Origin of the sequence: Sphingobacterium sp. B16(2022) (genome assembly GCF_012030425.1) — a bacterium.
GTDB classification, from domain to species: domain Bacteria; phylum Bacteroidota; class Bacteroidia; order Sphingobacteriales; family Sphingobacteriaceae; genus Sphingobacterium; species Sphingobacterium anhuiense.
This window is the reverse complement of the sequence record NZ_JAAUVN010000002.1, coordinates 578928-605284: the sequence shown is the minus strand read 5'-3', so window position 1 is coordinate 605284 and position 26357 is coordinate 578928. Positions and strand designations below refer to the sequence as shown.

The 26357-nt window shown below is 34.7% G+C and carries 19 protein-coding genes and 1 pseudogene; 4 read left to right on the top strand and 16 right to left on the bottom strand.

All coding sequences use genetic code 11. The annotated features are described in order from the left end of the window. Positions 1-7 precede the first annotated feature (7 nt). From HCX49_RS12825 to HCX49_RS12815, 3 genes are all read right to left on the bottom strand, one after another. Positions 8-1351, bottom strand: a complete 1344-nt coding sequence (locus HCX49_RS12825) for a TolC family protein (RefSeq protein WP_168127301.1) — start codon at positions 1349-1351, stop codon at positions 8-10. Continuing rightward, entirely contained in the window at positions 1351-3513 is a 2163-nt protein-coding gene (locus HCX49_RS12820; protein ID WP_168127300.1) for a peptidase domain-containing ABC transporter, read from the bottom strand. Before HCX49_RS12820 ends, HCX49_RS12825 begins: the two co-directional genes overlap by 1 nt. 209 nt (positions 3514-3722) lie before the next feature. Next, positions 3723-4817: an HlyD family secretion protein gene (locus HCX49_RS12815; RefSeq protein WP_021191290.1), complete on the bottom strand. Its 1095-nt coding sequence runs from the start codon at positions 4815-4817 to the stop codon at positions 3723-3725. Between the two features lie 251 nt (positions 4818-5068). On the opposite strand from HCX49_RS12815, the gene HCX49_RS12810 reads away from it, so the two are divergent. Continuing rightward, complete coding sequence (locus HCX49_RS12810; RefSeq protein WP_237682792.1) at positions 5069-5578, top strand: rhomboid family intramembrane serine protease; 510 nt, start codon at positions 5069-5071, stop codon at positions 5576-5578. 4 nt (positions 5579-5582) lie between these two features. Here the strand turns inward: HCX49_RS12810 and HCX49_RS12805 are convergent, their stop codons facing one another. After that, a complete protein-coding gene (locus tag HCX49_RS12805; RefSeq protein ID WP_021191288.1) occupies positions 5583-5720 on the bottom strand; it encodes a hypothetical protein in 138 nt (45 codons plus the stop codon). 155 nt (positions 5721-5875) lie between these two features. On the opposite strand from HCX49_RS12805, the gene HCX49_RS12800 reads away from it, so the two are divergent. Beyond that, entirely contained in the window at positions 5876-6211 is a 336-nt protein-coding gene (locus HCX49_RS12800; RefSeq protein WP_168127298.1) for a helix-turn-helix domain-containing protein, read from the top strand. A gap of 43 nt (positions 6212-6254) precedes the next feature. On the opposite strand, the gene HCX49_RS12795 is transcribed toward HCX49_RS12800, so the two are convergent. The 3 genes and pseudogenes from HCX49_RS12795 to HCX49_RS12785 form a co-directional block, all read right to left on the bottom strand. Next, entirely contained in the window at positions 6255-7361 is a 1107-nt protein-coding gene (locus HCX49_RS12795; RefSeq protein ID WP_168127297.1) for a carboxypeptidase-like regulatory domain-containing protein, read from the bottom strand. 248 nt (positions 7362-7609) lie between these two features. Continuing rightward, positions 7610-7846: pseudogene (locus HCX49_RS25830) on the bottom strand (type II CAAX prenyl endopeptidase Rce1 family protein); the annotation flags it as partial. Between the two features lie 297 nt (positions 7847-8143). Continuing rightward, complete coding sequence (locus HCX49_RS12785; protein ID WP_168127296.1) at positions 8144-9211, bottom strand: hypothetical protein; 1068 nt, start codon at positions 9209-9211, stop codon at positions 8144-8146. Positions 9212-9480: 269 nt separating this feature from the next. Here HCX49_RS12785 and HCX49_RS12780 point away from each other — a divergent pair, with 269 nt between their 5' ends. Beyond that, on the top strand, positions 9481-9876 hold the full coding sequence (locus HCX49_RS12780) for a hypothetical protein (protein ID WP_021191283.1): 396 nt from the start codon (positions 9481-9483) through the stop codon (positions 9874-9876). Positions 9877-10173: 297 nt separating this feature from the next. Here HCX49_RS12780 and HCX49_RS12775 read toward each other — a convergent pair whose 3' ends face one another. From HCX49_RS12775 to HCX49_RS12755, 5 genes are all read right to left on the bottom strand, one after another. After that, positions 10174-11742 carry a M28 family peptidase gene (locus HCX49_RS12775; protein ID WP_168127295.1) on the bottom strand — a complete coding sequence of 523 codons (1569 nt, stop codon included), beginning with the start codon at positions 11740-11742 and terminating at the stop codon, positions 10174-10176. Positions 11743-12788: 1046 nt separating this feature from the next. Next, a complete protein-coding gene (ilvD, locus tag HCX49_RS12770; protein ID WP_168127294.1) occupies positions 12789-14477 on the bottom strand; it encodes a dihydroxy-acid dehydratase in 1689 nt (562 codons plus the stop codon). 72 nt (positions 14478-14549) lie between these two features. Next, positions 14550-15113: a Crp/Fnr family transcriptional regulator gene (locus HCX49_RS12765; RefSeq protein WP_206368450.1), complete on the bottom strand. Its 564-nt coding sequence runs from the start codon at positions 15111-15113 to the stop codon at positions 14550-14552. Between the two features lie 753 nt (positions 15114-15866). Beyond that, positions 15867-17681, bottom strand: coding sequence for a hypothetical protein (locus HCX49_RS12760; protein ID WP_168127293.1), 1815 nt, complete (start codon positions 17679-17681; stop codon positions 15867-15869). 492 nt (positions 17682-18173) lie between these two features. Continuing rightward, entirely contained in the window at positions 18174-18446 is a 273-nt protein-coding gene (locus tag HCX49_RS12755) for a hypothetical protein (RefSeq protein WP_206368448.1), read from the bottom strand. A gap of 83 nt (positions 18447-18529) precedes the next feature. On the opposite strand from HCX49_RS12755, the gene HCX49_RS12750 reads away from it, so the two are divergent. Beyond that, on the top strand, positions 18530-18970 hold the full coding sequence (locus tag HCX49_RS12750; protein WP_168127292.1) for a hypothetical protein: 441 nt from the start codon (positions 18530-18532) through the stop codon (positions 18968-18970). Between the two features lie 730 nt (positions 18971-19700). Here HCX49_RS12750 and HCX49_RS12745 read toward each other — a convergent pair. The 4 genes from HCX49_RS12745 to HCX49_RS12730 all read right to left on the bottom strand — a co-directional run bounded on the left by HCX49_RS12745 (position 19701) and on the right by HCX49_RS12730 (position 26188). Beyond that, entirely contained in the window at positions 19701-20684 is a 984-nt protein-coding gene (locus tag HCX49_RS12745; RefSeq protein WP_168127291.1) for a DUF418 domain-containing protein, read from the bottom strand. 449 nt (positions 20685-21133) lie between these two features. Next, the gene (locus tag HCX49_RS12740) at positions 21134-21472 is read right to left on the bottom strand and encodes a hypothetical protein (protein WP_168127290.1); all 339 of its coding nucleotides are present in this window, start codon (positions 21470-21472) and stop codon (positions 21134-21136) included. A gap of 36 nt (positions 21473-21508) precedes the next feature. Then, positions 21509-21742 (bottom strand): SDR family oxidoreductase, encoded by a 234-nt coding sequence (locus tag HCX49_RS12735; RefSeq protein ID WP_237682791.1) that lies wholly within the window; start codon positions 21740-21742, stop codon positions 21509-21511. A gap of 591 nt (positions 21743-22333) precedes the next feature. Further along, entirely contained in the window at positions 22334-26188 is a 3855-nt protein-coding gene (locus HCX49_RS12730) for a response regulator (protein ID WP_168127289.1), read from the bottom strand. Positions 26189-26357 lie beyond the last annotated feature (169 nt).

Here is a 26357-nt window from a genome sequence, read left to right as displayed (position 1 = left end):
CTGTGATTTAATGTATATGATTAGAAAATTTAATATCTCCTGACACATGATAGTGCAGCATCAAAAGACTAAATAAAGTGCTATAACGAGCCCGAATCATATCGGTCTCCGATTTAATTAAATTATTTTTACTCGTATTAATGTCATAAATGGATGCTTTACCGGCCATGAAACTCAGTCTGGAATATTCCAATGATTCCTTTGTCGCGGCAAATGCTTCAGTCGAAATATCATATTGCTGTTTGCTTTCAATCCAGTCGAGATTCAGTTTTTCTAAAATTTGTACCTGCTGCAATTTTTCATAATCACTTAATAACTCGATTTCCTGTTTACGAAATGTAATCTGTTGCAATTGTCTTTTCGTTTTCCCTTTATTAAAAATGGGAACTGTGACGGCTATAGCGAGTTGTTGAGCAAAATTATCTTTGCTCTGAACAAATACAGGACGTTCACCAGGAGATTTAAAAGCATTAAAATAAGTAGTTCCTAAGCTCGCCGAACCTTTAACCAAGGGATAGTCTGTCGCCTTGATCAGCTTGGTTTCTACATCCAATCCGAGAAGCTGATTTTCAAGTTTTGCAAGAATGGGATTGTTATCAAAGGCGGTTTGAATAAGATCCGATTGATTTTTATCTATACCCGTTTTAAAAATTTCAGTTTCTAAAAGTGGATCGTATATGATCAAACTTTGATAATCCGTAAAATTCATATATTGAGCTAAAGCTAATTTTGCCTGTTGCGCTTCTTTATGATATTGTTGGAATTGCTGTTTCTCCCGGGCTAAGTTCGCCTTAGCCTCAAAAACTACCGCTGGTGCAGTTGCTCCGATTGCAGTACTTTTCTCCGCTTTATCAAGCAATTGCAAAGAAAAGTTTATTGCAGAATCCTGTGCATGTACTAGCGCTTGGGAAAGCAATACCTCCAAATAGCTTTGTACTACTTTAAGTGTTAAGTCTCTTCTTAAAATTCCTTTTTCCAACTCCTCCTGCTCCGCTTGCAACGTTGCCTTCTTAGCCTGATTGCGCAGGTAGTTGTATTGGTAAAGCGTTACCTCCGCATTGATACCGACATTGCTATTGAAGTTATCGTTGCGACGAATCGTCCCAAAGACATCTTGAGAATGACCAAATGTACTGTATCCATTAAAATACCCACCTACTGCAGGTAACCGATCTCGTTGAGCCATTTCCTGATCAAGATTTTTGATAGCCACCAAAATGTCTTGGCGTTTTATAGGCAAATTATGATCGGTTGCATAGGTTACACAATCTGCCAAAGACCATTGCTTCTGAGCCACCGTCATTTGTGTTCCTAAAATGAACACAAGAGTGGTAAGTATTATATATTTCATTATCCTAGCACTACAGATTGTTTTTTCCACATCTCTTTATAAGCAGACTCCATCGATAGCAGTTGCTCATGACTTCCCTGTTCTATAATTTGTCCATCTTTCATCACAATAATGGAATCAGCCCCAGCTATCGTGCTCAAACGGTGAGCAATTACTAGCATTGTCTTTCCTGCATCCCGAAATCGGTCAAATGCACGCTGTATGATCAGCTCCGTTTGGGTATCCAGAGCAGAAGTCGCTTCATCCAGAATCAAGATGTCAGGATCCCGGTATAATGCCCGTGCAATAGCGATACGCTGCCGCTGTCCACCAGAAAGCATAGAGCCGTTCTCTCCCAGATAAGTTTCAAAACCCGAAGGCAACTTTTCAATGAACGACATCATATCCAATTGTTTCACAACCTCCATCATCCGTTGAAAATTAGGAACCTGCTCTCCCACGGCTATATTGTCGATCACATTTCCAGAGAAAAGATCTATCTGCTGTGGCACGACAGCAATGCGTTCGCGAAGGGATTGTTTAGAGATATACTGAAGATCGTATTGACCGATATGGATCTTACCCGATTGGACAGGATATAATTGCTGTATAAGAGCTCCTAATGTTGTTTTACCACTTCCGCTTTCACCTATAATGGCAGTCATCTTACCTTTTTCAAATCTGCAACTAAAATCTTTGAACACCTCAACCCGGGAGCCGTAGGAAAAACGGATGTTCTCAAAAACAATATCACCAACCTGACTGCTTGGTAAGTCCAATTTCCCTTGATTTTCTTCTCTTTCAAGATCCATTATTTCAAACAAACGATCTGCAGCAATCAGTGCATTTTGTAATGTTTTGTTCATACCTATCAACTGGCTTACAGGCCCCGTTAAATAACCGATCAATGCATAGAAAGATAGTAGCTCTCCAGGCGTGATCGTTCGGTCAATGACATAATAGGATCCAGCCCATAGCAAGATAATGGTAAACAGGCGCGAAAGAAACTCACTTGATGTCGCTGAGAAAAGACCATTCAAAACTGATGAATAAATTGTTTTCAACAAGTGACTAAACTTCTGATCTGTACCACTATTGAAATACGTCTCCATACCAAACTGTTTGATCGTCTTAACAGAATTGAGCGATTCAACCAGATGCGATTCCAGTTCAGCTCCTTCCTCCATAAGCCGACGCTCCACTTTTTTATTTAATTTGTTGGTCAACCAATAGACAAAGAAATAAAATGGTATCACCAGTAAAATAATCAGCGCCAGTTTCCAGAAATAGGAAAACATCAATGCAAATGAGAATACCACAATTAAAACATTGACAACAGCCTGGATGGCCACATCATTGATAAATGCACGGATCTTGACGGCATCATTGACTCTAGAGATAATCTCACCAACTTTCATCGTATCAAAAAAACGCTGTGGAAGACTCAACAAATGCTGATAATAGCCTAAGATTAAATAGCGGTCTATACGTTGCCCAGTTTGTAGCACCATGACACTTTTGAGCGTGCCGATGATCAATTGAATTAATAAAATCACCAACATGGCTACAGATAGTAAATTAAGCAAACGCACATTACCATCCACTAATACATAATCAGTTATTTTCTGAATGTAAAATGAAGATGACAATCCAAGTAAAGTATAAATAACAGCACCTACCAAAGCCTGCAGTACAATTGATTTATGAGGCTTAATCAAGTTCCAGAATCGATTATAAACGCCTGTCTTTTCATTCCGCTGTTTAAAATACTCATTAGGTTCTAAAAGGATTAATACCCCTGTCCAGATCTTCTGAAACTCCTCCATACTGTATTGTTGCACTTTTCCTGGACCAGGATCCATTACGGTGATCTGATTTTTCTGAACTTTATAGATCACGATATAGTGCTGCAACTGATTATTTAATACAACATGTGCGATCGCAGGAAGTGGAATCTGGGGGATAGCGTCTATAGCGCCCTTCACACCCTTGGCTGTAAATCCCAATTCTTGTAATCCCTGGATCATACCCAATACATTCGTGCCTCGGGTATCTGTATGACAATGCTGTCTTATTTTTGCAATTGGAATATCTAATCCATAGTAACTTGCAACAGACGCCAGACAAGCAGCCCCGCAATCACGAATATCATGTTGCTTAACACGGACAGGAGATTTCTTCATTTTTATTTAATCTATTTTATCATATGTAAAGAATTCCAATACTATTAATAGGCACCCTTTAATTGATTTAGTATGTTATTATTATTTAGTGAATTGGAGTAGTTGACATTATGCTCTTGAGTTTATGACCATAAAGTAAGCTGAAGCCACTATCCGTTTTTAGACCTTACCAAATCACAACTCCTGTCGATACAATCGAACAAAAAATGCTAAGACTCTTTACTACCCAAATTGGGATTAAAAAGATCATCTGCGCGATCGAACAATAATTGCCATAGCGTACGGTCTACGAGATAAAAACGGGCATTAAAAGTATTTCCTTTACCTACTGTGACTTTGTTACCATTTGGCAAACTCAGAAAATTAGCATCCATTTGGCAGCGCACTTTAAAAAATGCAGTATTTTTCTGATCGGAAACCAGATTATAATCGATGTCTTTAACAGATCCCGTTAAGAAACCCCATTGATTATAATTATAAGTATCCATCTGAAATTTGACAACTTGCTTATCTTTGATATAACCAATAGCATTTGCCGGAACCATACATTCTGCTACCAAGTTATCTTCTGGTGAGATTTCTAAGATATCTTGGCCCTGTATAATTTGACTACCTTTTTGAAAACCTTTTAGATTGATCACTGTACCCGTTAATGGCGCTCTGACGATATAATTCTCACCATCGATTTGAATAGCATTTCGCTCAGAAGACGTAGATTGATGTTTTTGCTTCAATTCAATCAACTTAGCACTCCATTGTGCCATCTGCTGTTTTTCAATAGATGAAACTTGATTTTCCAATTGCTCATAAGAATACCTACTTTTATCAAATTCAGCCTGTGCTATTATTCCTTGATTAAACAGAAGTTCATTACGATCCAATTCACGTTTTGCTAGTGTCAATTGCGATTGCACCTCAGACATCCTGTGCTGCATGGAGACGAGCTCCATGTAATACAACCCACTTTGCAGACCCTTATAATTGCGGGATAATAGGAGCGTCAAATCTGCGATCTGTTGCGCATACTCCGATCCTAGGTGCTGATTTAGTTCCAATTTATTTTGCAAATCTTTCGAAACAATAACAAATAAAGTATCCCCAGCCATCACTTTCTGATTGTTCCCAAGTATTCGGCTCTCGACGACACGGCCACTGACAAGCGAGATGATTTTACTATTTTCTGTTTGTGGTCTAATCACTCCAGGAGCAGAGATTGAAATCGGGACTTGTATAAATGGTAAAGCAGTAAGCGTGCAAACAATCGCTATAAGCAATAAAATATAGATAATATTAGTTTTTCGCATAATGACAATTAATTACTCAAATTTGTCAAATAAGAACTTATCACACCACAACTACAGGTTGTATTTTATTTTTTTTTACTATCTTGAAATAAAAATAATTTTAATTGTAGATGCAATTTTTCGACGTATTCCCAACTTTTAAAGAGGCACCATACTCGTACATTGTCGTTCCCATTATACTAATTAGCAGTATCATTGGCTTTTACAACAAATCCTATTTTCACGCCTTGATCTTACATCCTTACGAAATAATGAGAGGTAAGCGTATCCATACTCTATTTACCTCTGCATTTATTCATAGAAATTGGATGCATTTATTATTTAACACAACTGTTGTTTATGGATTAGGATATGACATGTTCGGAACGACAAGTCAAGAATATGGAACCCTTACTGCATATTTATTAACGCCCTTACTGTTTTTATTATTAATTTCATTACCTAATCTACTCCAGTGCTGTCAAAAAAGAAAAGATTTCTTTTTCACATCTATGGGTGCATCTGGCTTAAGTTTTGGTCTTTATGGTTTCTCAGCACTCTTTTTCCCCTTGCAACCAATGGGAAGCGTTGTGTTCCCATTTATAAGTAATGCGTTGCAAGGTTGGATTTGCGGATTATTGATTTTAATACTTTTGACTCAAATCAAGAAAAGTAGAATCAATAAATATCTACATATAACAGCCTATTCAATAGGAGCTTTAGTTGCATTATTTGTTAGACCAAAATCTATACAAGAAATTTTTTATTTCATCATAAATTAAGTATTCAACCTTTCAACATATTCCAAAAATTTTCAAACCAGCTATTTAGTTTATCTTCTTTTCGCTCACTACCCGCATTTATTTCTATTTTCTCTTCCAAGCTTAGCTCAATGACATTGCTATTGTTTAATTTTTCTTTCATGGTTTCTGTTTTAAATATTTATAAAAGTCCTGAAATACAAAAGACTAAACCACAACTCTAGGTTATAAATCACAACCTAGAGTTTTAACACTTATAAATTTTATAACCTCAGGTTATATTGTTAAATTTGTCGAGCAATAAATTAAGAGTAAGTTATGTCAAAAGCAGAGATTGGAACTTTTATTAGACAGAAAAGAGAAAATCTAAAAATATCACAAGAAGCAGTTGCTTATCATCTAGAAATGTCTCAAGCTGCATATTCAAAAATTGAGCGCAATGAAACAAAAGTAAAAGTTGATCAGGTCTACAAAATTGCCGAGTATTTTGGTGTAAGTATCTATGAACTTTTACCTCCATCACTAGCGAGTGATATTATGGGAGAAAACGTATTTGGTTTAGCTTATCATTATATTGTTGTTGGAATAAAAAAAATCAAACTTATTTTTAGATTAACTAAAAATAAGTTTGATCGATCAATAAAACGCAAATAAAAAGTATAAATCAAAGTTTCATTCAGATAATAAACACTACTGATTAATGTACTAATTTAAGATTTTGATACAGTTGGTTTAACAAACCGTTGTTAATAGGTGGAATATCATATTGATCCAAATTTTTCCAAAATTCATTTGAATATTTACTTTTATTTGGTGATTTATAGTTATTTGATGACAATTGTTTTTTCATTTTCTTAAAATTGTCAGAGGACATAAAATTTCGATCTAAAATATAAAATTCAGATAATATTTCATATGGCAAATGGCCAAACTCAGCTTTACGTTTTATAGTAGCAACTTCATGTTGATATATGTTCAAAAGATGATATAGATTGGCTTTTTCGATTTCTAACGATGAATAATTTTCGACTTGTACTTTTTGTTTTGTATTGATTTCAAGTCTAAAAATTTTATCCTTCAATATAGTGTCTGGTAAAACCTGATCAATAAAGATCTGCATACTTCCACTGTCCTTATTATAAGATATAGTCCCTGCTTGTTTTTCATTTTTCATGATGTATGAAAGGTTGGGCTGTTTCTTTTCTATTGAATATATCTTTGAGTTTTTTAGAATATGCTTAAAAGGAATTTCCACGATATGACTAACAAGAAAGAAGCTTCCCATTTTATCATCATAATCTCTCACTATAACCGAATCGCAAAATACCCTATAATCGAGAAGCCGAAAACGAGATTTTTGTCCATTGGAAGGAATATAGTACTCCATAAGACCCTCTATAAAATACTTATTTTTCTTATTAAAAGTTTCCAAAGATCTAAAATAACCCTTTAAAACAATTACATCGGCATTTTTAGGACTAATTATTACTTCCTGAAGTTTTGTAGAACGGGGATTAAGTAGAACCTTAAATTTTGTCTTTAAAGAAGGGATATTGATATTCTTTGTCTGATAAGAAATATGCTGTGCGACGAGTCCTAATAAATCCTGATCTTCAACTTGAATGCCATCTAACAAATCAAACTGACCATCTTTATTGCTAAATCCAATTAAGTTTCCATACCTCGTATAAATATTTACCCCTGAAATCGGAGTATGATCTGCACTATCAACAAAAAATATTTGACCAACAACTGGCATTGACAGTATTACATAAAATAAAAGAAGAAGATATTTTTGAATCATAAATTTTAAAATACACAATTTCATTAAAATTAATGGGATGCTAAATAAGAAATTAGTTCCTCACTTATAAAAATTAAATTCTAATACTGGTTTTTAACCCAATTTACAGCATCACATATTGCTTCATAAATTGCCGTAATTAATCCTGGAAATTTTATGCCACCTTCGATATTTACCATTTCTTATCAAAGAATATTTTGAGGTTTCATTAAATTGAATGCAAAGGGATCTATATTACCTAGAAAAATCTACTGAGAAAGCGACAAAATTATTTTCCCGCTTCGATATATGTGAAAAAGTAAAAGAGTAAAAAAACCTGAAAAAACAATAACTAAAAAATATGCAAGATTATAATAGTGTATAGAAGCAAAAAGTATGGTAGATAAAAAAATAATCAAAGAATCTTTAAGATTAAATTTTCTTGCGACAGAAAAAATCAGTGATTGAAATATTAAAGTTTCGATAAAAGGAGCAAATAGAACTGATACAAAAAAACTATGTAGTTAGAACTTTCTTCAATAGGATTGCTCAAGAGCTTCTCATCTATTGAGGTTAATACGAAGGATAAAACCTTGTTGTCAATAATTTATTCAAAGCTAACAGACAAAATAATTTTGGCAGGTTTACTGTTTTAAAAAAATGCTCTATTTTAAAATTTATCATTAACATCAAATATAAGTGATAGCTACAAAACTCTCCGATTCATTTTTGCAATAAGGTTGTTCCCAGATTTCTGCACATGCGTCAATTCGGATGTTACACTAGATGAAAAGAAACCTCAGTCATGAAATCCTTCCAATATGATCCTCCAGCTTACTTTCATCCAGTTGTTGCAAATATGCCTCTTTCCAGAAATTAGTATAATTTTTATCCTTCATCCGGCGACTTATCTGGAGTAATAAATCCAATTTTTGCGAGTCAGTAACAACCTCTAGTCCCATTCTTACCTGTTCATACAGAGCCACAACTTCAATACGGTTCGCCTTTTTAGGAACCTCATCAATCTGTTGATTTTCCTTTAACAGAACACGATAGTCAGGCTTCTCCAGAACATACAGCATGTTGATATAACTGTTTTGATTGATCTTTATCACCCAAGGATTATTTAAAATGGTATCATCAAAATTAAGCAGCGCCCATTTTTCACCGTTTACAAAATAACCGAACGTAACTGTTGCTGTCTTTTCAAAGAAAACCACTTTCCATAGCGGAATATCGCCTCTAAGAGGTCTTTTAAAATTTTCAAAATAATACTCAAATAAAAATTTCTTCATCCTGGTTTCTTTCCATAATGCTAAATACCGATCTTCTTGATCGATCTCGCTGATTTCAGCATCGGTTGATAAATCATCTTCTGACGGTGGCTCCTCTTCATTCGGAATCGTTAAACCGCCTATCCCGGCAAATCTGAGTAATAACACGAAGTCAGGTTTAAGAAACAGGAAAATCAGATAAAACAATACCGGAATAAAAAATAACAAAAAATCATTTTTAAAATAATCAAGTGTAAAGAATGTTCCTTGGTCGCGCTGCGTTAAGAGTATATCCAAAAGCAGCAAATGGATAGAAAGAACTATTCCCAAACAAAGAATTATAAATATAATACCTTTTAGAAATCCCGTTAGCTGTACAAAGCGACATGATTTAAAAAAAAGGTAAGCATATATCTGTTGGACCAGAAAGATATATGCATATACCAGCACCATAGTCGCTAACACTACCCGTTGAAATAAAGGTTTATTTAATCGGCTAATCAAATCATCAAAAGCACTACCGAGATTTATCATTAAAGCAAATAATACAATTCCGATCAGATAAAAAACATGCTTTTGCAAAGTTTTATTCATCATAGTAGAAAGATCTTATCCAGTTATGGTTAGGTTAATATTACACCAATTATTATTCTAATAACGGATGTAATATTAACCAAAAATTTTCAAAATGAAAAATATATTCCCTATAGTATATTAATACGCACGATTACACTAAGTAATTTTCTTTGTACATTTTCCTAAAAACATGTACACTTTTTGTACATTTTCGGAAAACCGGTGATTTTCACTCCATATTACGTACAAAAATCCCGAATTTTAATAATAAAACTAATAGAAGTACATGAATGAAAAAGATTTTTAACAATGCAGGAGTTGCTGCCTTTCAAAACGAACTGCTACACCTAAGCTCTACTGAACAACAATTACTAATTGCACAAATCCGAGCGGACTTTGCACAGTTTATGATGGATCATTTTGATCTACATACCAATCAAATTACACAGATTAACAACATGACTACCACCTTTAAAACGATGTTAGCAGAAGGCATTGCAAGCACTTGGGAAAGTGGCTATGCTATCACTTTTCAAAAAGATACCGTTGCCGAAGATGATAAACCCACCGTAAAAGATGTTATCATTGGCGGTTCATCTGTTCCTGATCCGAATAATCCAAATGTCACAAGTATGAGTCAGGATTTTCCATTCAGTGTATGGATCTGCTATCGTACAACGATTTAATGAGTTACCCTCTTAATCTAAACTTTTATTAACCGATTTAATGTTTTATAACCTATTTATAAAATAAATTACGAGAGATTATAAGTGTCGAATTATTAAACAATACATCGAAAAAAACATACAGAGCAGCACCGAACGACGATACTTACTGATCGAGCGGCTGTTACCGCGATGTCTCATTTAAAAGGCGATCAAAAATCAATACCTAAAATCGCTGAGACCAGCATTAGAAGGTTGTTAAAAAGAAAATCAACAATAAGCAATCCGATGACGACGACCAGCTCTAACCCAATATAATTACTTGTCGATCTTCTTATCCACGATAGGTCTAGTAGGTGCATTTGCCAGTTCCCAGGCGGTGTAAAAAATCAATTGTGCCCTTTTGCAGAGCAGTTCAAAATCGATCTTATCAAATTCGTCGCTAGGTCTATGATAGTCGCCATGAAAACCGCCAAAGTAAAAAGTAACAGGTATGCCCTGCTTGGCAAAATTATAGTGATCCGAGCGGTAATACAATTGGAAAGGGTCATTACGTACATTGTAGCGTTCATCCAATTCTAACTTTGTATAGTCCGAATTTGTTTGTTTCACAACCCGATCCAGATCATTGCTCAGCCGGTCAGCGCCGATAATATAGATATAATTTATATCCGGATGTGGCAACGTATCCGTACGGCCGATCATATCCACATTGAGGTTGGCGATGGTTTTATCCAGAGACATCACCGGATGGTTGACATACCAGGACGAACCCAGCAATCCCTTTTCTTCACCCGTAGCAGCCATAAATAAGATACTGCGCTTAGGGCCTTTTCCTGCTTTGATAGCCTCCATGAAAGCATCCGCTATCAGTAACATGCCGCTCGTACCCGATCCGTTATCGTCCGCACCATTATTGATACTATCGCCTACCGTATAACGGTTTATACCCAGGTGATCATAATGAGCACTTAGCAGCAGTACCTCATCTTTCAATACCGGATCCGTGCCCGCAATATAGCCCAGTACATTTACCGGGTTTACCGTCTGCAATGCTCGTGAAGCTTGAGCCGAAAAATTAGTTTTAAACAGAAAAGGAAAAGGCTTATTACTATCCATCAATTTCTTTCTTAGTGTTACCAGATCTGTCTTGGCAGCATTTAACAGAGCATCGGCCACTTTTTGACCGATATAAATAACCGGCATGCCCTGGATCATCTTATCCATTGAGGCAAGCTCTTGCGAACCTTCCAACAACATCTGATCGCCAGAAAGATGTTGCATCAGCCCATCCGATTTACGATCGACAATAGGTTCCACTAGCAGCACTGCTTTGGCTTTATGAAAAGACAGGTAGCCTATCTTTTGCTGAAAAGAAAAAGCTGCATCCCGAGGTCCAGCCCCTAGGAGCATGACCACTTTGCCCGTAACCTCATGATCCTGAAAATCATTGTACGGTTGCAACCCTTCGTCAATGACTCCAAAACCAGCAAACAGGATGGTATCAGCTTTTATATCATATCCGGACAAAGACACCGATGCGGGCATATTAAAAAAATCCACCACCGGTTTAAAAGACATACCACCTACTTTGACAGATTCATTCAGTAACACACGTTTGGCTGTTACTGTCTGCATATAAGCGCCATTGACAGCACCTTTTACCCCTATTTTTTTATAATAATCGGCTATATATTGTGCGGCTTTATCACCATCAGCTGTACCGGCCTCTCTACCCCGCAATTCATCCGAGGCTAAAAATGAAAGATGTGATTTGGCATTGACCGTATTGATCACTTTTGCGGAGGCTATAGCATCTTTATTTTGTGCAAAAGATGAGCTACAGAGCAACAAGAAAATAAAGAGTAAAGATTGTTTGTGTTTCATAAAAGATGGATAGCTTATTCTTAAAATCCGTTTATCATATGCATCAAATTGACAGATGCATAAGTAGGTTCCCACCCATAAGCTTTTCCCTAATAGAATATAAAAACATTTAAATAATGCGGTCAAACAACAACATGATCATGACATTACCTGCTACCCTTATCTAGCAACATTTCTCCTTGGTACAAGTTCAATGCCATTTTAAAAGCAACTTATAACAAATTTCCCGACAACAAGATGTTTACGCAAAAAAACTGCATATAAATATTGTTTTACAATCCCGAAGGGAAGACTAAAAACTCAGATTTACAAAATGGTATCAGCGAAATAAAGAAAAGGAACAAAAGAGGTATTCTTTAAAACTATAAAGGATGCTATACCTTTTATTACCGCACTAAAATTTGATGGACCAGGACTGGTATTAGAAATAAAGTTAGAGGAATTTGAATCTCCTTATCATCCTTTAAGTTTACACAGTGATGGAGTAGTAACACATACCTTAATGGTTGCAGAACCCGCCTATCGTTGTATTATGCAAAATGCACATTCAGGAAAGACGCAATTAAAAAAAGTCATGGTGTCATGATGATTGATAAACTTAACCTTCACTTACCTCCTACTTGACACTTTAACACTAAGTAATACATTTTGCAATAAGATTAATCCATTTTATTTTGGAATGCTGAATGACATAAAAATCTGACCATTTCCTATTAGCAATTAGCCATTTCTAAAGCATTAACACACCCTATAGTAGTCATATCCTCTCAAAAACAATAACCTCTATTACATCTCAAGAATAAGTATCAGTAATCAAACTCAGGCAACCCCATTTATCTAAAATCCCAACATAAATGAATATTCTGGAGAAAGTGGTTCTTCACCACATTTGGTGAAAACTATAATTTTTAATATCATTGGGCTCAGTACGCTAGTTTTTTAAGCGACCTACTTGCTAATCAGAATAACTATTTAATACTGACCGCTTAGTTCTTCGCCAAAATTGACGAAGAACTAGTTTGACCGAGACTTCTAATTAATCAAGATTATAAGTCTGATTTCAAGACAGCTCCGTTGCTTGCATTGGTAACCAAAGCCCTATATTGACCAAGCCACTTTGATTGTAATGGTTTTTTAATAGGCACAAACGTCGCTTTCCGTCTGGCAATTTCCTCATCATCCAGATTAACAGATAAGATGTAATTATCAACGTCGATATGGATTTCGTCACCGTTCTTAAGTAAGCCAATCATGCCACCCTCGGCTGCTTCTGGCGATACGTGGCCGATTGAGGCTCCTCTTGTTGCTCCACTAAATCTTCCATCTGTAATCAGTGCAACCGAACTTCCTAATCCCATGCCCATGATCAAACTTGTCGGAGTTAACATTTCCTGCATACCTGGTCCGCCCTTAGGACCTTCATATCTAATTACCACGACATCACCCGCCTTTACTTCTTTCATCAGTATACCTGTAATAGCTTCATCTTGTCCATCGTAACATACAGCCTTACCGGTAAATACCCTTGCGCCGGTAAGGCCAGCTGTTTTTACAACAGCACCTTCCTCAGCAAGATTGCCATAAAGAATGGCTAATCCGCCTACCGGACTGTAAGGATTGTCAATAGTTCGGATGATATTTTCATCTTTGATCTCTGCATTCGCAATTTTTTCCAGTAATGTTTCCCCGCTGATTGTCAAATTGTCCAATAAAACTGTATTACCCCTTTTTGTCATTTCCTTCATCACTGCATTTACACCACCAGCCTTATTAATGTCTTCCATGTGGACGGTTGATAAACTAGGTGATATCTTCGCGATATGAGCAACTTTTTTAGAAATCTCATTGATGTCTTTGAGTTGAAAATTAACATCTGCTTCATTAGCAATAGCCAGCATATGTAAAACCGTGTTTGAGCTTCCGCCCATTGCCATATCCACAGCAAAAGCATTCCTGACGGCATTTTCATTCAAAATGTTTTTTAACTTAAAGCGCTCACCAGCAGCCTCGTCCTTTGCTATTTCACAAATTCTTTTCGCAGCACTTCTGTATAGTGCCTCACGTTCACTCGTTTGGGCCAGTATTGTTCCGTTTCCGGGTAGCGCAATACCCATAGCTTCCATTAAAGTATTCATTGAATTTGCGGTAAACATGCCCGAACAGCTACCTCCGCTAGGGCAGGCATTACATTCAATATCCAGAAGTTCTTCATCACTGATCTTTCCTGCTTCGTGTTTCCCGACAGCTTCAAAAGCAGAGGCTAGATCAATTGGGGTCCCATCTTTTTTATATCCTTTGGCCATTGGACCACCGCTCACAAAAATTGTTGGCACATTCACTCTAAGAGCACCCATGATCATTCCCGGAACTATCTTGTCACAGTTGGGTATCGCTATCATTGCGTCAAGTTTGTGCGCATTCATCACGGTTTCTATTGAGCTTGCAATAAGTTCTCTGCTTGGTAGTGAAAACAGCATCCCATCATGTCCCATAGCAATGCCATCATCGACACCGATTGTATTAAACTCGAATGGAACACATCCATTGGCCCTGATCTCATCTTTTATGATCTCAGCTACTTTATTCAGAAAAAAATGTCCTGGAATTATTTCTATAAATGAGTTTGCTACACCGATAAATGGCTTTGCAAAATCTTCATCTTTTAGTCCTGTAGCTCGGAACAATGATCTATGTGGTGTTCTCTGATTCCCCTTTTTTACCTCGTCACTTCTCATATTGAAAATTTATTTGTACCTGCAGATTTTAACAGGATAGGTGATATATAATAGTTCTGGTTCATGTAGCTACTATATCTGAGACTTTAGCCTACTGAGTGTTTCCGGCGATACATTCAGGTAGGCAGCAAGATTGGAGTTGGACAACCTCTGTATAAGTTCAGGATTGTTTTTAAGCAGATTGCGATAACGTTCGGTAGCACTCTGTGTAAGTAGATTACCTAATTTGGAAGTAATGACCGTTAATCCGTATTCCAGTATATAAATATACATCTTGTCCCATTCAGGTATAGTTTTTCTTAAATAAGAAAAGTCCTCGTATGTAATAACTAAAAGTTCTGATGCTTCCACTGCCTGAATATATTCTGTCGAAGGCTCTCTGGAAATAAAGCTTACAATAGAAGTTAGGAACGTATTTTCAAATGCCATGAACCTTGTAATGATACTTTGATCATCATTAGAATAATACAATCGAAGACAGCCCTTGTTAATAAAAAAGAGTCGGTTTGCTACTGTGCCATACTCAAGCAACTGTTCGTTTTTCTTTGCTTCAACAGGTTTAAAGTATGAAATGACAGTGGTTAACTGCTTCTCATTGAGCATTGTTATCTTTTGAATTAAGTCTGGAAGCATCATTGTAATCGTAGATATAACATTATTGAAAGTCAAAGTTGCAACAAAAATATTTAAGAAACATTGACGAAGGTCAAAATCGAACCAGTAGTGATTTGTATTTCAGAACAACTGGTTCTCCATCACTTTTGAGATGGGATTTAACTCCATCCAACTTTTACATTCAGCAACATAAAATACGTTTAAATTCTTTAAACTGCAATTAAATCAATAATCTCAATATCGGAATAACCTTCTACATCATAAGTACCGAGAATATAATCTATTTCGGTTTTAAATCTAAAAAAATAAGTAATAATTCACTTATAATCAACCAACAGTTAGCACAATATCCATAAAGTCTATTATTAATTTTATAGATATTGTTTTCAATAGAATCGTACCCTACCTACATTTTCTGATAGCATTTGTAAATGCTGAGATAATATAAATTCAAAATAACCATTCATATAATTTGGTTTATTTACCTTTCTTAACAACATGATTATCTATTTAAAAAATAGCTTCAATAAACTCTGATAAATGCAATCATCAAAACATTATCGACACTTTTCCTTGATTCCAGATATTTCTTTGAAAAACTTACTGACCGGAACTGGATTATAGTGGAGTATTATTTCGACTGTGTAAAAGCGATCTATCTATCCCTGAAAACAGTTTATGAACAATATGCCGGTACTGACTTTAAGGGCAGAATCAAATAAGATTTAAACCTTTGACGGCCTGCAATAGCCATTCAAGCAATTAGAACCATCATTACTCCTTTGGCAATTTATAGGTATCTCCTGCTCGAATAAATGCCTTAACGCACAGCATAAAAGTTCCTCTACTCATCTGTTCTTCCATCCTGAGCCGGACTTTGATGAGTTTAGATGCCAAATTCACGAAAACCTCCCTACTTTGACTAATTCTCCATTCGACCGCATGCTTTCCATCTATGGCAGATTCATAAACTTGCACCAGACCAAATAGCCGATCTTTACGTAACATGAGATCCTGTTCATGAAGGTCGCTATTCCTTTCTTTCATAGCCAGTAGCCACCAGTATATTTTTTCAAAAGTTTGCTTATCGACATATTGCACGTCCTTTGAAAAATGTTCAATTTCGACCAATAACATCGGAATAACATCGTTTAAATCATAAGCAAAATCCAGAATCCGGATCAGGTCGCTTTTTTTGATTCCGCCGTCATCGGTTATGGTAAATTCATCTGGCAAATTTTGGATGAGCGTCTGGTAAAGTTCGGTCACTTCTTTGGGTTTATCTTTTTCGCCTTCATCCATAAAATTCGAGATCGGCTTCAAGCCAAATTGCTCTTTCATATATTCCGAAAATATCGCTTTAGATTCTGGGGAGCCATCCAGCTTAGGTACATTCAGATCATTTTCGGATATAACCTTCGCTAATAGCGCGCTTATTTTATCCAGATCCATATTTTGGTAATAGGATTTTTTGGTCCATTTGTGATAGAGTTCTAGACAAACAGGAGATGGCAGACGAAGTTGGAATGATTGATCACAGACAAATGCAATAGCTTCGGTCACTATTTTCATCTCCTGGTCATCCAAAGGATACTTTTTGTATTGTTTATCTAGACATTCAGCTATCGCAAAATAAAAATCTGCTACAATATCAATCGTATCGCCCATAATCAGGGGATAGCGAGATTTTATTTTATCCATGAGTTTTTGACAGGCTGCTGTATTTTTCTTATGATCAAAATAAGCAAGTCTTTCTTCGTAAAATTTGTTTTTCACTTCTACTTCTGTCAACATCTGCAAGCTGTCAACAAGTTTTTGTAGCTCTTCTGTATAAAAGTAACTGGGGTTAGGATGGGACTGGGATCCATGTGTGCTTTCATCTAGCAAATAATAATCATCTGCGGATATTGCGTCATCAGGTATCGGTTCAACGATTACAATGACACCCATACAGCGCAAGAGTAAACATTCGATGAGATGCTGAAAGCGTTGCGTGCTCACCGCATAATCCTGCAGTTCATCCAACAGCTGGTCCACCAGATCATCGACATCGTCGTTACTTTGTGATACAAAAAAATCTAAGTTTCCAGATGGGCTTGTTTTTACTTCCATCGCCATTTCTCGCAAGATGGGATATCGATCTGCCATTTCTAAAAAATGATCGGGTCTAAAAAATAGATCCAGATGGTTGCAGATCCCGTCCGGCAATTCATAGATGACAGTTTCTTTGTTTTGCCAGAATAACCGGGTTTGGTCCGCCATCCACAGACTCTGGTTAGGGTCATCGGAAAAACGGCTGAAATGGTCATCCATCATCTGCAAATGAAAAGTAACGACAGGTTCATCGGGGGTAGAGTATAGTTTTTTCTCACTCTCTGAAGCACAGGTAGTCATGCGCATGGATAGGTCTTTACCATAAAAAGAGAAGATCGACAAGCCACCATCTGTTAAAGTAATATTATCTAATTCAAAAAAGATCAAGGCGGGATCTCGCGACTGATTCAAATTCCTCAGCCATGGACGCGGTTCTGGTTTATCACTTACAAATACCTGCAGCAAGGATTGCTGTTCATTTAATCTGTGGTTCATATATATAAAGATTTAATACAGATAAAAAAACAATTGACAACAAACTTAAGACTATTGGTCTCTCGCTTGCATCAAGCCTGCAGGATGCATAACTATTTTTATATCTAATATATTCGTTGTTAAAACGTGGTTTATCAGTATTGAGCCGTTGGTAAGGGTGCTATAATAAAAGGGTTCAGGTGTTGATCATTTTAAAATAGTTATATGCGCAAGCCCATCTTTGAAACAGAGGTGGACATCCTTAAGCACATACATCAAGTTAAAATTAGCGATTTATTTACAATAAAAAAATCTTTTTTATTTTTAAACGAAATAAAAAAAAGGATTGAACAGCAAGAGCTATTCACACGGCAGAATAAAGATGTTTTTAAGAAATTATCAGAATTCATATTATTTATTGAGCCCTCTCCAATCTGCTATGAAAAAAAATTGCAAACTCTTTTTTTTAGGGTAAAAGAAAAGTAACCGCAGGAAGAGACTGCAGGTAGTAAATTAAATTCGTTCGAACCAATTTTCAATTTTAAGGTTTTGAATAAACCTAAAATCTTTGATATTATCTGTCATTAAGATTAATTGGTGAGCAACAGCAGTAACTCCTATTATCAAATTCATCATGCATAGGTGTACATTTTTTCTAAGGAAGACTTTTGTTTTGGCGTAATGCTTTACTGAGGCCATATTTGGAATAATGGATAATCCTTTTACAAATTTATCTACCGCATCAAGTGATTTTTTCGGATTGTCACTATTTTCAGCGCCATACATAAGCTCAAAAACTGTAAGTTCAGAGATAAAGCAATTCTCATTCGGAACAGGTTCGCCCCCTTTTCGGCAATCTTATACCGATCTTGTACCTTCCCTATACCTCAACAGTAGGCAAACATGCCGTACCACATTATTTTAACAGTTCCTATGATACACAATCATTTGCTGTGCGTAATGTTCTAGATGGTGTTTTCAATTTCAGTTACAGCAGTCCTTTTTATAGCGTAACAAGTACAGAGCAAGTTGAAGTTAGAAACTTAAATTGGAATACATCTGCTCATACAACACGATATGTCGGAGAGCCATTTACAATAACCGGTAATTTTATTGATGGTCACGGATATTCAATCATCGGAAATCGAATCGGAGAAGGTGCTATCGCTCAAAACGGTCAAATATCATTCATCATTCCGGGCTACGTGATCGGAATTGTTCCAGCCTTTGCACCAAGAGCAAAATCCGCGATTGAAATGAAATTGAACGGTACTACAGTAAAATATAAAGACCTTTTCGAAGTTTTATAGGCGATTGATAACTAATGCCCATCAGGATTCTTCTATTTTCATATAGGAAACAAAACCTCCTGAACCGAGCATTTCAGGAGGTTTTTATTACACGATTGCACCTATTTGAACACAAAATTTGAGAGGAAATTACTGAGATTTGTTATAGATAAATTCATAAATAAGTTAACTGATAATAATCGATTAGTCGATTGAATAAAAAAATTGTTACAACAATATAAAAAGAATATCTCAAATTAAGTTTTCGACTAACCTTCAGAAAGACTTATTTAATACTCTTTTTACTCATTAAAACCTATTGGATCTGACTTAATAGCTGATACCTGATTTCCCCTAGTCCATATCCCCTTTTATAAATTATGTATCAAGAAAATGGACAATAAGATTGATTTTTGAAGTCTATTGTAAAAAGCTAAAATTTGACAGGTGTTCATAAACAACTAAATTACAGTTGCTCAATGCTCAAAAAAAGCACTGGAGATATTATTTGATAAATAATACTTCCCTGCAGAAATAGGTCTTATCTATTTCAGATCGAGTTTTGGATATTAGCCTTGATTTGAATCAAATATTCTTCTTCATAATAATACCTATGTCGCGATCGATCGTATTCAAGAGGAGCTCCAATTTCTTTCAGGTTGGAAACAAAGCTAGGGTGTTTAGAAGAACGGTAGTACGATAAGAGTATCATAACCATTTTTATGCCTAAAATTTAGTTATCCACAATTCATTAAAAACTAGTCTTTCCAATCAACTTTTTAAAATCATAATACGTAAACTTCCTCCATATTTTTTCAAACGGACCTACAGAATCTATCTTGATTAGGTAAAATTTACTATATAAATATTGCAAAAACAACACCGCTATACTTGCATAAATTCCTTGTAGGTATGTAGTGCCAGGACAAAAATATGCCAATACAAATAGCATTATAGTCTGCATCAAATAGTTTGTTAAGGACATTCGCCCCAGATAGGCAAACTCATATAATAATCTTTTAAAGATAGACGAATGCAAATAAAGCAATATGACCAATAAAGTATATGCTATACTCTGCAAAATTCCACCTATAAACATCGCTTTGGATAAGTAATAAATATGATAAATGTATATATATTTGTAGATCCAAAAATACCCAAGAATGGAAAGCACTACAAAAAGTGCTAATATTAAAAGATATTGCTTGCTGTATTTCTTATTCATGTAAATTGAGAAAAAGTTAATTTTACTTATCCCAAAACCACAAAATATCATCCCCAAAGAACTAAATATCTGTGCAGCTGCAATCGTACTCTCTACAAAAAATAAAGTAGCAATACAAAATATGTATTTAGAATCTAGTTTATAGCTGGGAAGGAGAAACAGCCCAAAGACTGCATAATAGGTCAACGCCTCGCCTGCTTGTAAATACCGATGCAAAAAGCCCACAACAAAAAGAAAAATAATTCTTTTAAAAAAACACAAAGCTGGAGAAAGACCTTTTTTATACGCATTTTCCATAAAAATAAAGGTGCCATAACCAAAAAGAAACGAAAACAGAATATATCCTTTACCCTTGAATAAAACATTCATTACATGATACAAGTCTCGGTCTGCTTCATTAAAGGGAATTTTCATAATGCTTTCAAAGTTCATAAAAATAATAATGCTTAACGCAAACCCTCTCAATACATCTATTATTTGGATTCGATTCTCTTTAATAATTCTATTCATAATAAATTGCCAATTTTAGGTATTTTGAAAGATAATAATTCCCTGATGTCAAACTGCTAGATAGGGTATTAAAAATTATCTTGTTCACATTTTCTAAGGGAATTATTAATCCATCTTATTATTATTGATTTTGCTACTCCATATTTTAAACTGGCTTCATTTAACAGTAATTCCCCACTTAAAATTACATTGACTACCTGATCTTTAAATTTTTGTGAATATTTAACCATTCTATATTTAATTTGATAATTTGACAGTATTCAAAACTATGCTCACCTTACTTACACATTAATTAATTGTATAGATTTCAAAAAAAGCGATAATTCCGTTAACTCAAGTCTCCCCATAAGAAAACAGAAATTAAAACATATCTGATATCCAATTCGCACAATTCTGTATCTAATTTTTACTACAGAAAAGTCATCAAATTTTGAAAGTATCAATATAAATTACGACGCCAGCTCCACGCATAAACTGATAATTTCTTTTTTATAATTAATCTTAAATTTAAAATAGACTTTTAACACACCCCATTTTTTTGATTGAAGAGTCCCAATAACATCTTTGCCTCCATTTTCAACCTTTTCTATCATTGTGAATTTAGCGTGTTTGCAACCAGACTTCACAAAGTTCTTTAATATATGAGGTTGTCCTTTTGCATCCAATAGCTGTGCTTTGTCCTTAAAATATGATAAGAAAAGCAAACTATCTCCTTGCTGCCAGGCTAATAATGCCATCTCAACAATATTATCAATATCATGTTCAGAAAGTACTGTCTTAAAATCCATTATCGCTTCACCAAATTAAAATGTATGATTTCCGAATTAACGTGTAGTATATCCTCCATTAGCAAAAATTGTTTGCCCAGTAATCCACCATCCATCAGTCACAAGAAATTTAACAATTGGAGCTATATCATAAATCTCCGTAAGCCCGCCTAGTGCTGATGCTGATTTATGGTAGGCTATAGAGTGGTCACTTTCTTCTCCATAAAAAAATGGAGTATCCATAGGTCCTGGCGCAACTACGCCCCTCTCCTTTAAATTGTTTCTTAACATAAAATTATTTTTAACAAATATTACACGTGACTAATAATGGACTTAAAGTGAAATATTATGTAACATGACTTTCATTATTAAACTATTTCAAAATTGTTATGAAAAAATTAAAAAACAGGGGTGTTTTTTTAGCTATTTAGGCGTAAAATCTATTCATAATTGCTATTAAGTATTCGTTTTGCAAGAAGTAGACAGTTTTGATACAAAAAAATGTAAGGCATTTGAACGTGAGTAATGATTTTTGCCGAGACTTGCGCCTTTTAGTGAATATTCAGATACACTTCATCTCCCATATCTCACAGGCTGTACACGAGTGCCTTCAGTTTTACCAAGGCCTTTCCGCTAGCGGTACCCATTCCTTATTCTGTTAAGATCGTGGCGGGTGCGATACAACCCTACAATTCCCGCTGTGCATCGTTAGCCGCATGAATCAATATCGCTCCTTGTCCAGCTTGTATTGTCCTATCGGCATACAACCGATACGAGGGGATGCTATTGCCAACCAGCAATTCGATAGGATGACAGGACTATCGAGACAATGAAAAAAAGCAATCTGATTTTTTCATGGTAACGGATTTACTATGTCCAACTCTATTTATTATTTTTTTTTGGTAAGTAATCTGAAGGATTAGACCCAAAATGCTTTTTAAATTCTCTACTAAAATATTTACGATCTGAAAAACCAACCATATATGCAACTTCACTGATATTCAATTTACTGTCTAATAAAGACTTTGCCTTGTTCAAACGGTAAATTTTAACATAATTGTTAACGGTAAGATCTGTTACAGCTTTTAATTTTCTATATAATGTAGAAACACTCATTCCCATTTGCATCGATATATAATTAACTTCAAATTCTTCATTTGATAAGTTTTCCTCAATCAAACTATTTAAGGAATTAAAGAATTTGTGGTCAATCTCATTATCAATTTCACTTTTCTCAATATCAAATTCTCTTCTCCTCTTATCAGATATTTGTAAAAGATTGTTTATAGTTAGTTTTAATAAAATCTTATCAATAGGTTTTGTTAAATAAATATTGGCACCATATTTCATGCCTTCTAGTAACTGTTGAGGATCCATAACTGCTGTCAACAAAATAATCGGTATATGAGACGTTGCGGCTTCTGATTTTATCCTTTCACATAATTCAATACCGTTCATTTTGGGCATCATAATATCCGAAACAATCAAGTCCGGTAAATGCTGAGTGGATATTTTATACCCCTCCTCTCCATCATTTGCAGTAAATACATAATAATCATCTTTGAGAAGATCTATTAAAAATTCTTGTATTTCTACATTATCTTCAATAATTAAGATTGTTGTTTTACTTTTTGACGTATACGGTATATTTTTAGCAAGCGCATCACTTTTATTTGGCGCAGGGGATACCGGTAAATAAAGTTCATATTCTTTTAAATCTTTTTCTATTGTTATCGAGAATAAAGTCTTAGACTCGCCATCTTCTAAAATGGGCTGATATTCTAATTTCCCACCATGCTTTTTCACGATTTCATTCGATAGGGCCAACCCGATACCAATACCTATTTCGCCTCCGCCAGGATTAACCTGGAAATATTCATCAAATATTAAAAATTCATACTCGGGTTTAATTCCTATCCCATTATCAACAATTCTAATTTGAAGATTTTCATCATCGTCTAATAGTTCCAGATAAATTGTTCCATTTAATGGGGTATATTTAATTGCATTTGAAAGTAGGTTAAATATCACCTTTTCAAATTGATTGACATCTATTGCAATTTGACCGACGTCATCTATTCTTCGAATGTAATAATTTATATTTTTCAACTTGGCCAGATCAGAGAAAAGATAAAAATTATCTTCCAAAAACTCTTTAAAAGAAACAATGGACTTTTTTAAAGGGTATTTATTTTCATCAAATTTCTTAAAATCAAGAAGTTCATTAACAATATTCAATAATTTATTTGTATTCTTCTTTATTCTCTTTAATTTCCTATGTAACACTTCGTTTTCAATGGAGTCTTCAATTATATCATCTAAAGGTGCATTTATAAGAGTCAACGGTGTACGGATTTCATGAGAAATATGTGTAAAAAATTTAATTTTATTTTTTTGAACTCTTTCTAGATTACTAGCTAACTTTCTTTCCACACGAAATTTATATAGCTGATGGAGTACAACCGTTAGGAGGGATAAATATAGGAGATATGCCCACCAAGAGCGCCATACTGGTGGTGAAATTTTAATAGAGATATTTAAAGGAACTGTACTCCAAATTCCATCATTATTGCATATATAAATCTCAAATTCATACTTGCCTGGAGATAAATTGGAATACCGAAAATCAGGTTTATCATCCACCCTCCATTCTGGATCAACACCTTTCAATATATATTTATATTTATTTTTAGCCGGTTTGATTAAATTATTACTACCGAATGATAAAGTAATCAGATTTTCATTATATTTTAGGTCTAGCGAATAATTATTAGTTGTATCTTTTTGGATTAATTGTGTTAATACTGACCTATTTTCATTAACAATAATATCCTCTAGATACAGCGATGCTGTGAGATTGTTGCTTAATTGACTAGGATCAATTTGTATCAAACCCGCTAAACTTGTAACCAATATACTTTTATCAGATAATACTTTTATTAAAGAATTTGAAAGGTTGTTGAGAGGTATTCCGTCGTATTTATTTAGTATACGCATTTGTTTCGTTGCTATATTATACACCAATAAACCTTTATCACAAGTGATCCAAAGATCATTTTTGATAACGACAATTCCATTGAGTTTTATTCCTTCAAATTCAGCGATAGTTACGATATGGCCATTAGGAGATATCTTAACAACTTTCTTTTCGGAAGTAAGCCAGACGATATTTTCTTTGTCAATAAAATAATCAGAGACGGGTCCAAAGAGGGGTTCAAACGGTTTGCTCTCGCTTTCTTTCACGTATAACGTGCCGTAAAGTCTTTTAGCATAAATACGGCCTTTATTATCTTGTTCAAAATCGACCCATGGAGAATTCTTAATTTCAGAAATTAGTTGAGGTTTTTTGTTATTTGAAATTACAAAGGGACCGGCTTTTGTACCAAGATAAATAGTTCCATTACCAGAAACCATAATATCATGTACGATATTCATATGTGAAACCGGGCTGCTATGTAACATAAAATTTGCTACCGTTTTGCTTTTTAAATCATATATTGAATAGCCCGTCTCCCTTGTCCCAATATAGACTTTACCTTTATGATAATATAGAGATTTTGTATGTAATAATGTTGAAAGAGATTTATCCCTCTTAATACTTTTTGATTTTTCGTCTAAAATATTAATGCCATACTTTTCTGTTCCAATCCAATAATCTCCGTTTACCATTTCTATACTATTGATGACATTTGCACTTAAGCGCCTCTGTAAAGCAGATGAAGTGGAATAAATGATAGGCTCAAATTGGTCTGGAATTAAATAGTTCATGCCTCCGTAGAATGTTCCAATCCACATAATATTCTGTTTATCTAAATAGAGATCACAAATTGAATTTGCATTTAAAGAACCTGGTAAAAAAGGATTGTTTTGATAATTTACAAATGAATTATTAACGTTATACATGGATAATCCATTTTGCGTAGCAATCCAAATTTTACCTTCTCGATCTTTAATAATTTTCCAAATTTCATTGTTCAAAAGATTACTGTTGCTCGTTTTATAAATTAGCCAATTATCATCCAGAAAATTATATCGAAAGATCCCATTTTTTTTTGTTCCTACCCAAATATCCTTTTGATCAGTATATATTGTTATCACATTGTCTTTTCCAACAAATGAAAATGGGATTCTCAAATTTTCAAGCTTTACCGGTTGAGTTTCGTCCCAAGATAGAAGCTCAATTCCTTTTTCGGAAGCTACTATAAATTTTTTTTCTTTTAGATGATTTATAGCAAATATATTAGGACGTTTAAGTATTGTTTTTAAAATATAATTGTCACCATTAGGCATTGCGACAAATAAACCTTTATCAGAACATATAAAAACATGATTACCATGAGCAAGCATGTGATCCGCATAAAAATCAAATTTTAAAACCTTACTTTCTACAGTCTTCAAATTCTTTTTAGTAATGTCATAAATATATACGCCGTTGGATGAAGCAATAAACAGATCATTTAGACCATTGACCGCTAATTTAGAAACATACTTTATTTCCTTTCTCACCAAAGAATCTTCATCAAAAAGATTAACTATTCGGTATGAGTCATATTTAAAAAGATTTTTATTCTCGCCAAACCAAAGCCTTCCCTGGAGATCTTGTGTGATGGAAACAACTGGACTTTGCTCAAATACATTTTTATATTCAAGTGTCTCAAATTTCAAGGACTGTCCAAAGACATTTTGAAGAGTAATAATCAAAAAAAATATTGTAAACCGTATAAATGGCTTTCTCATATATGGGAAATTAAAAACTTTTGTAAATACACAATTTGAGCATAGCTTTGGCGGAGCTTTTGATCAATAAAAACTTATTACATAAAATATGACTGGATACTGTAACTTAATTTATATCATTAGATTTTTGATCTATATTTTTTCAATATAATTTTAAGACATAGAATAC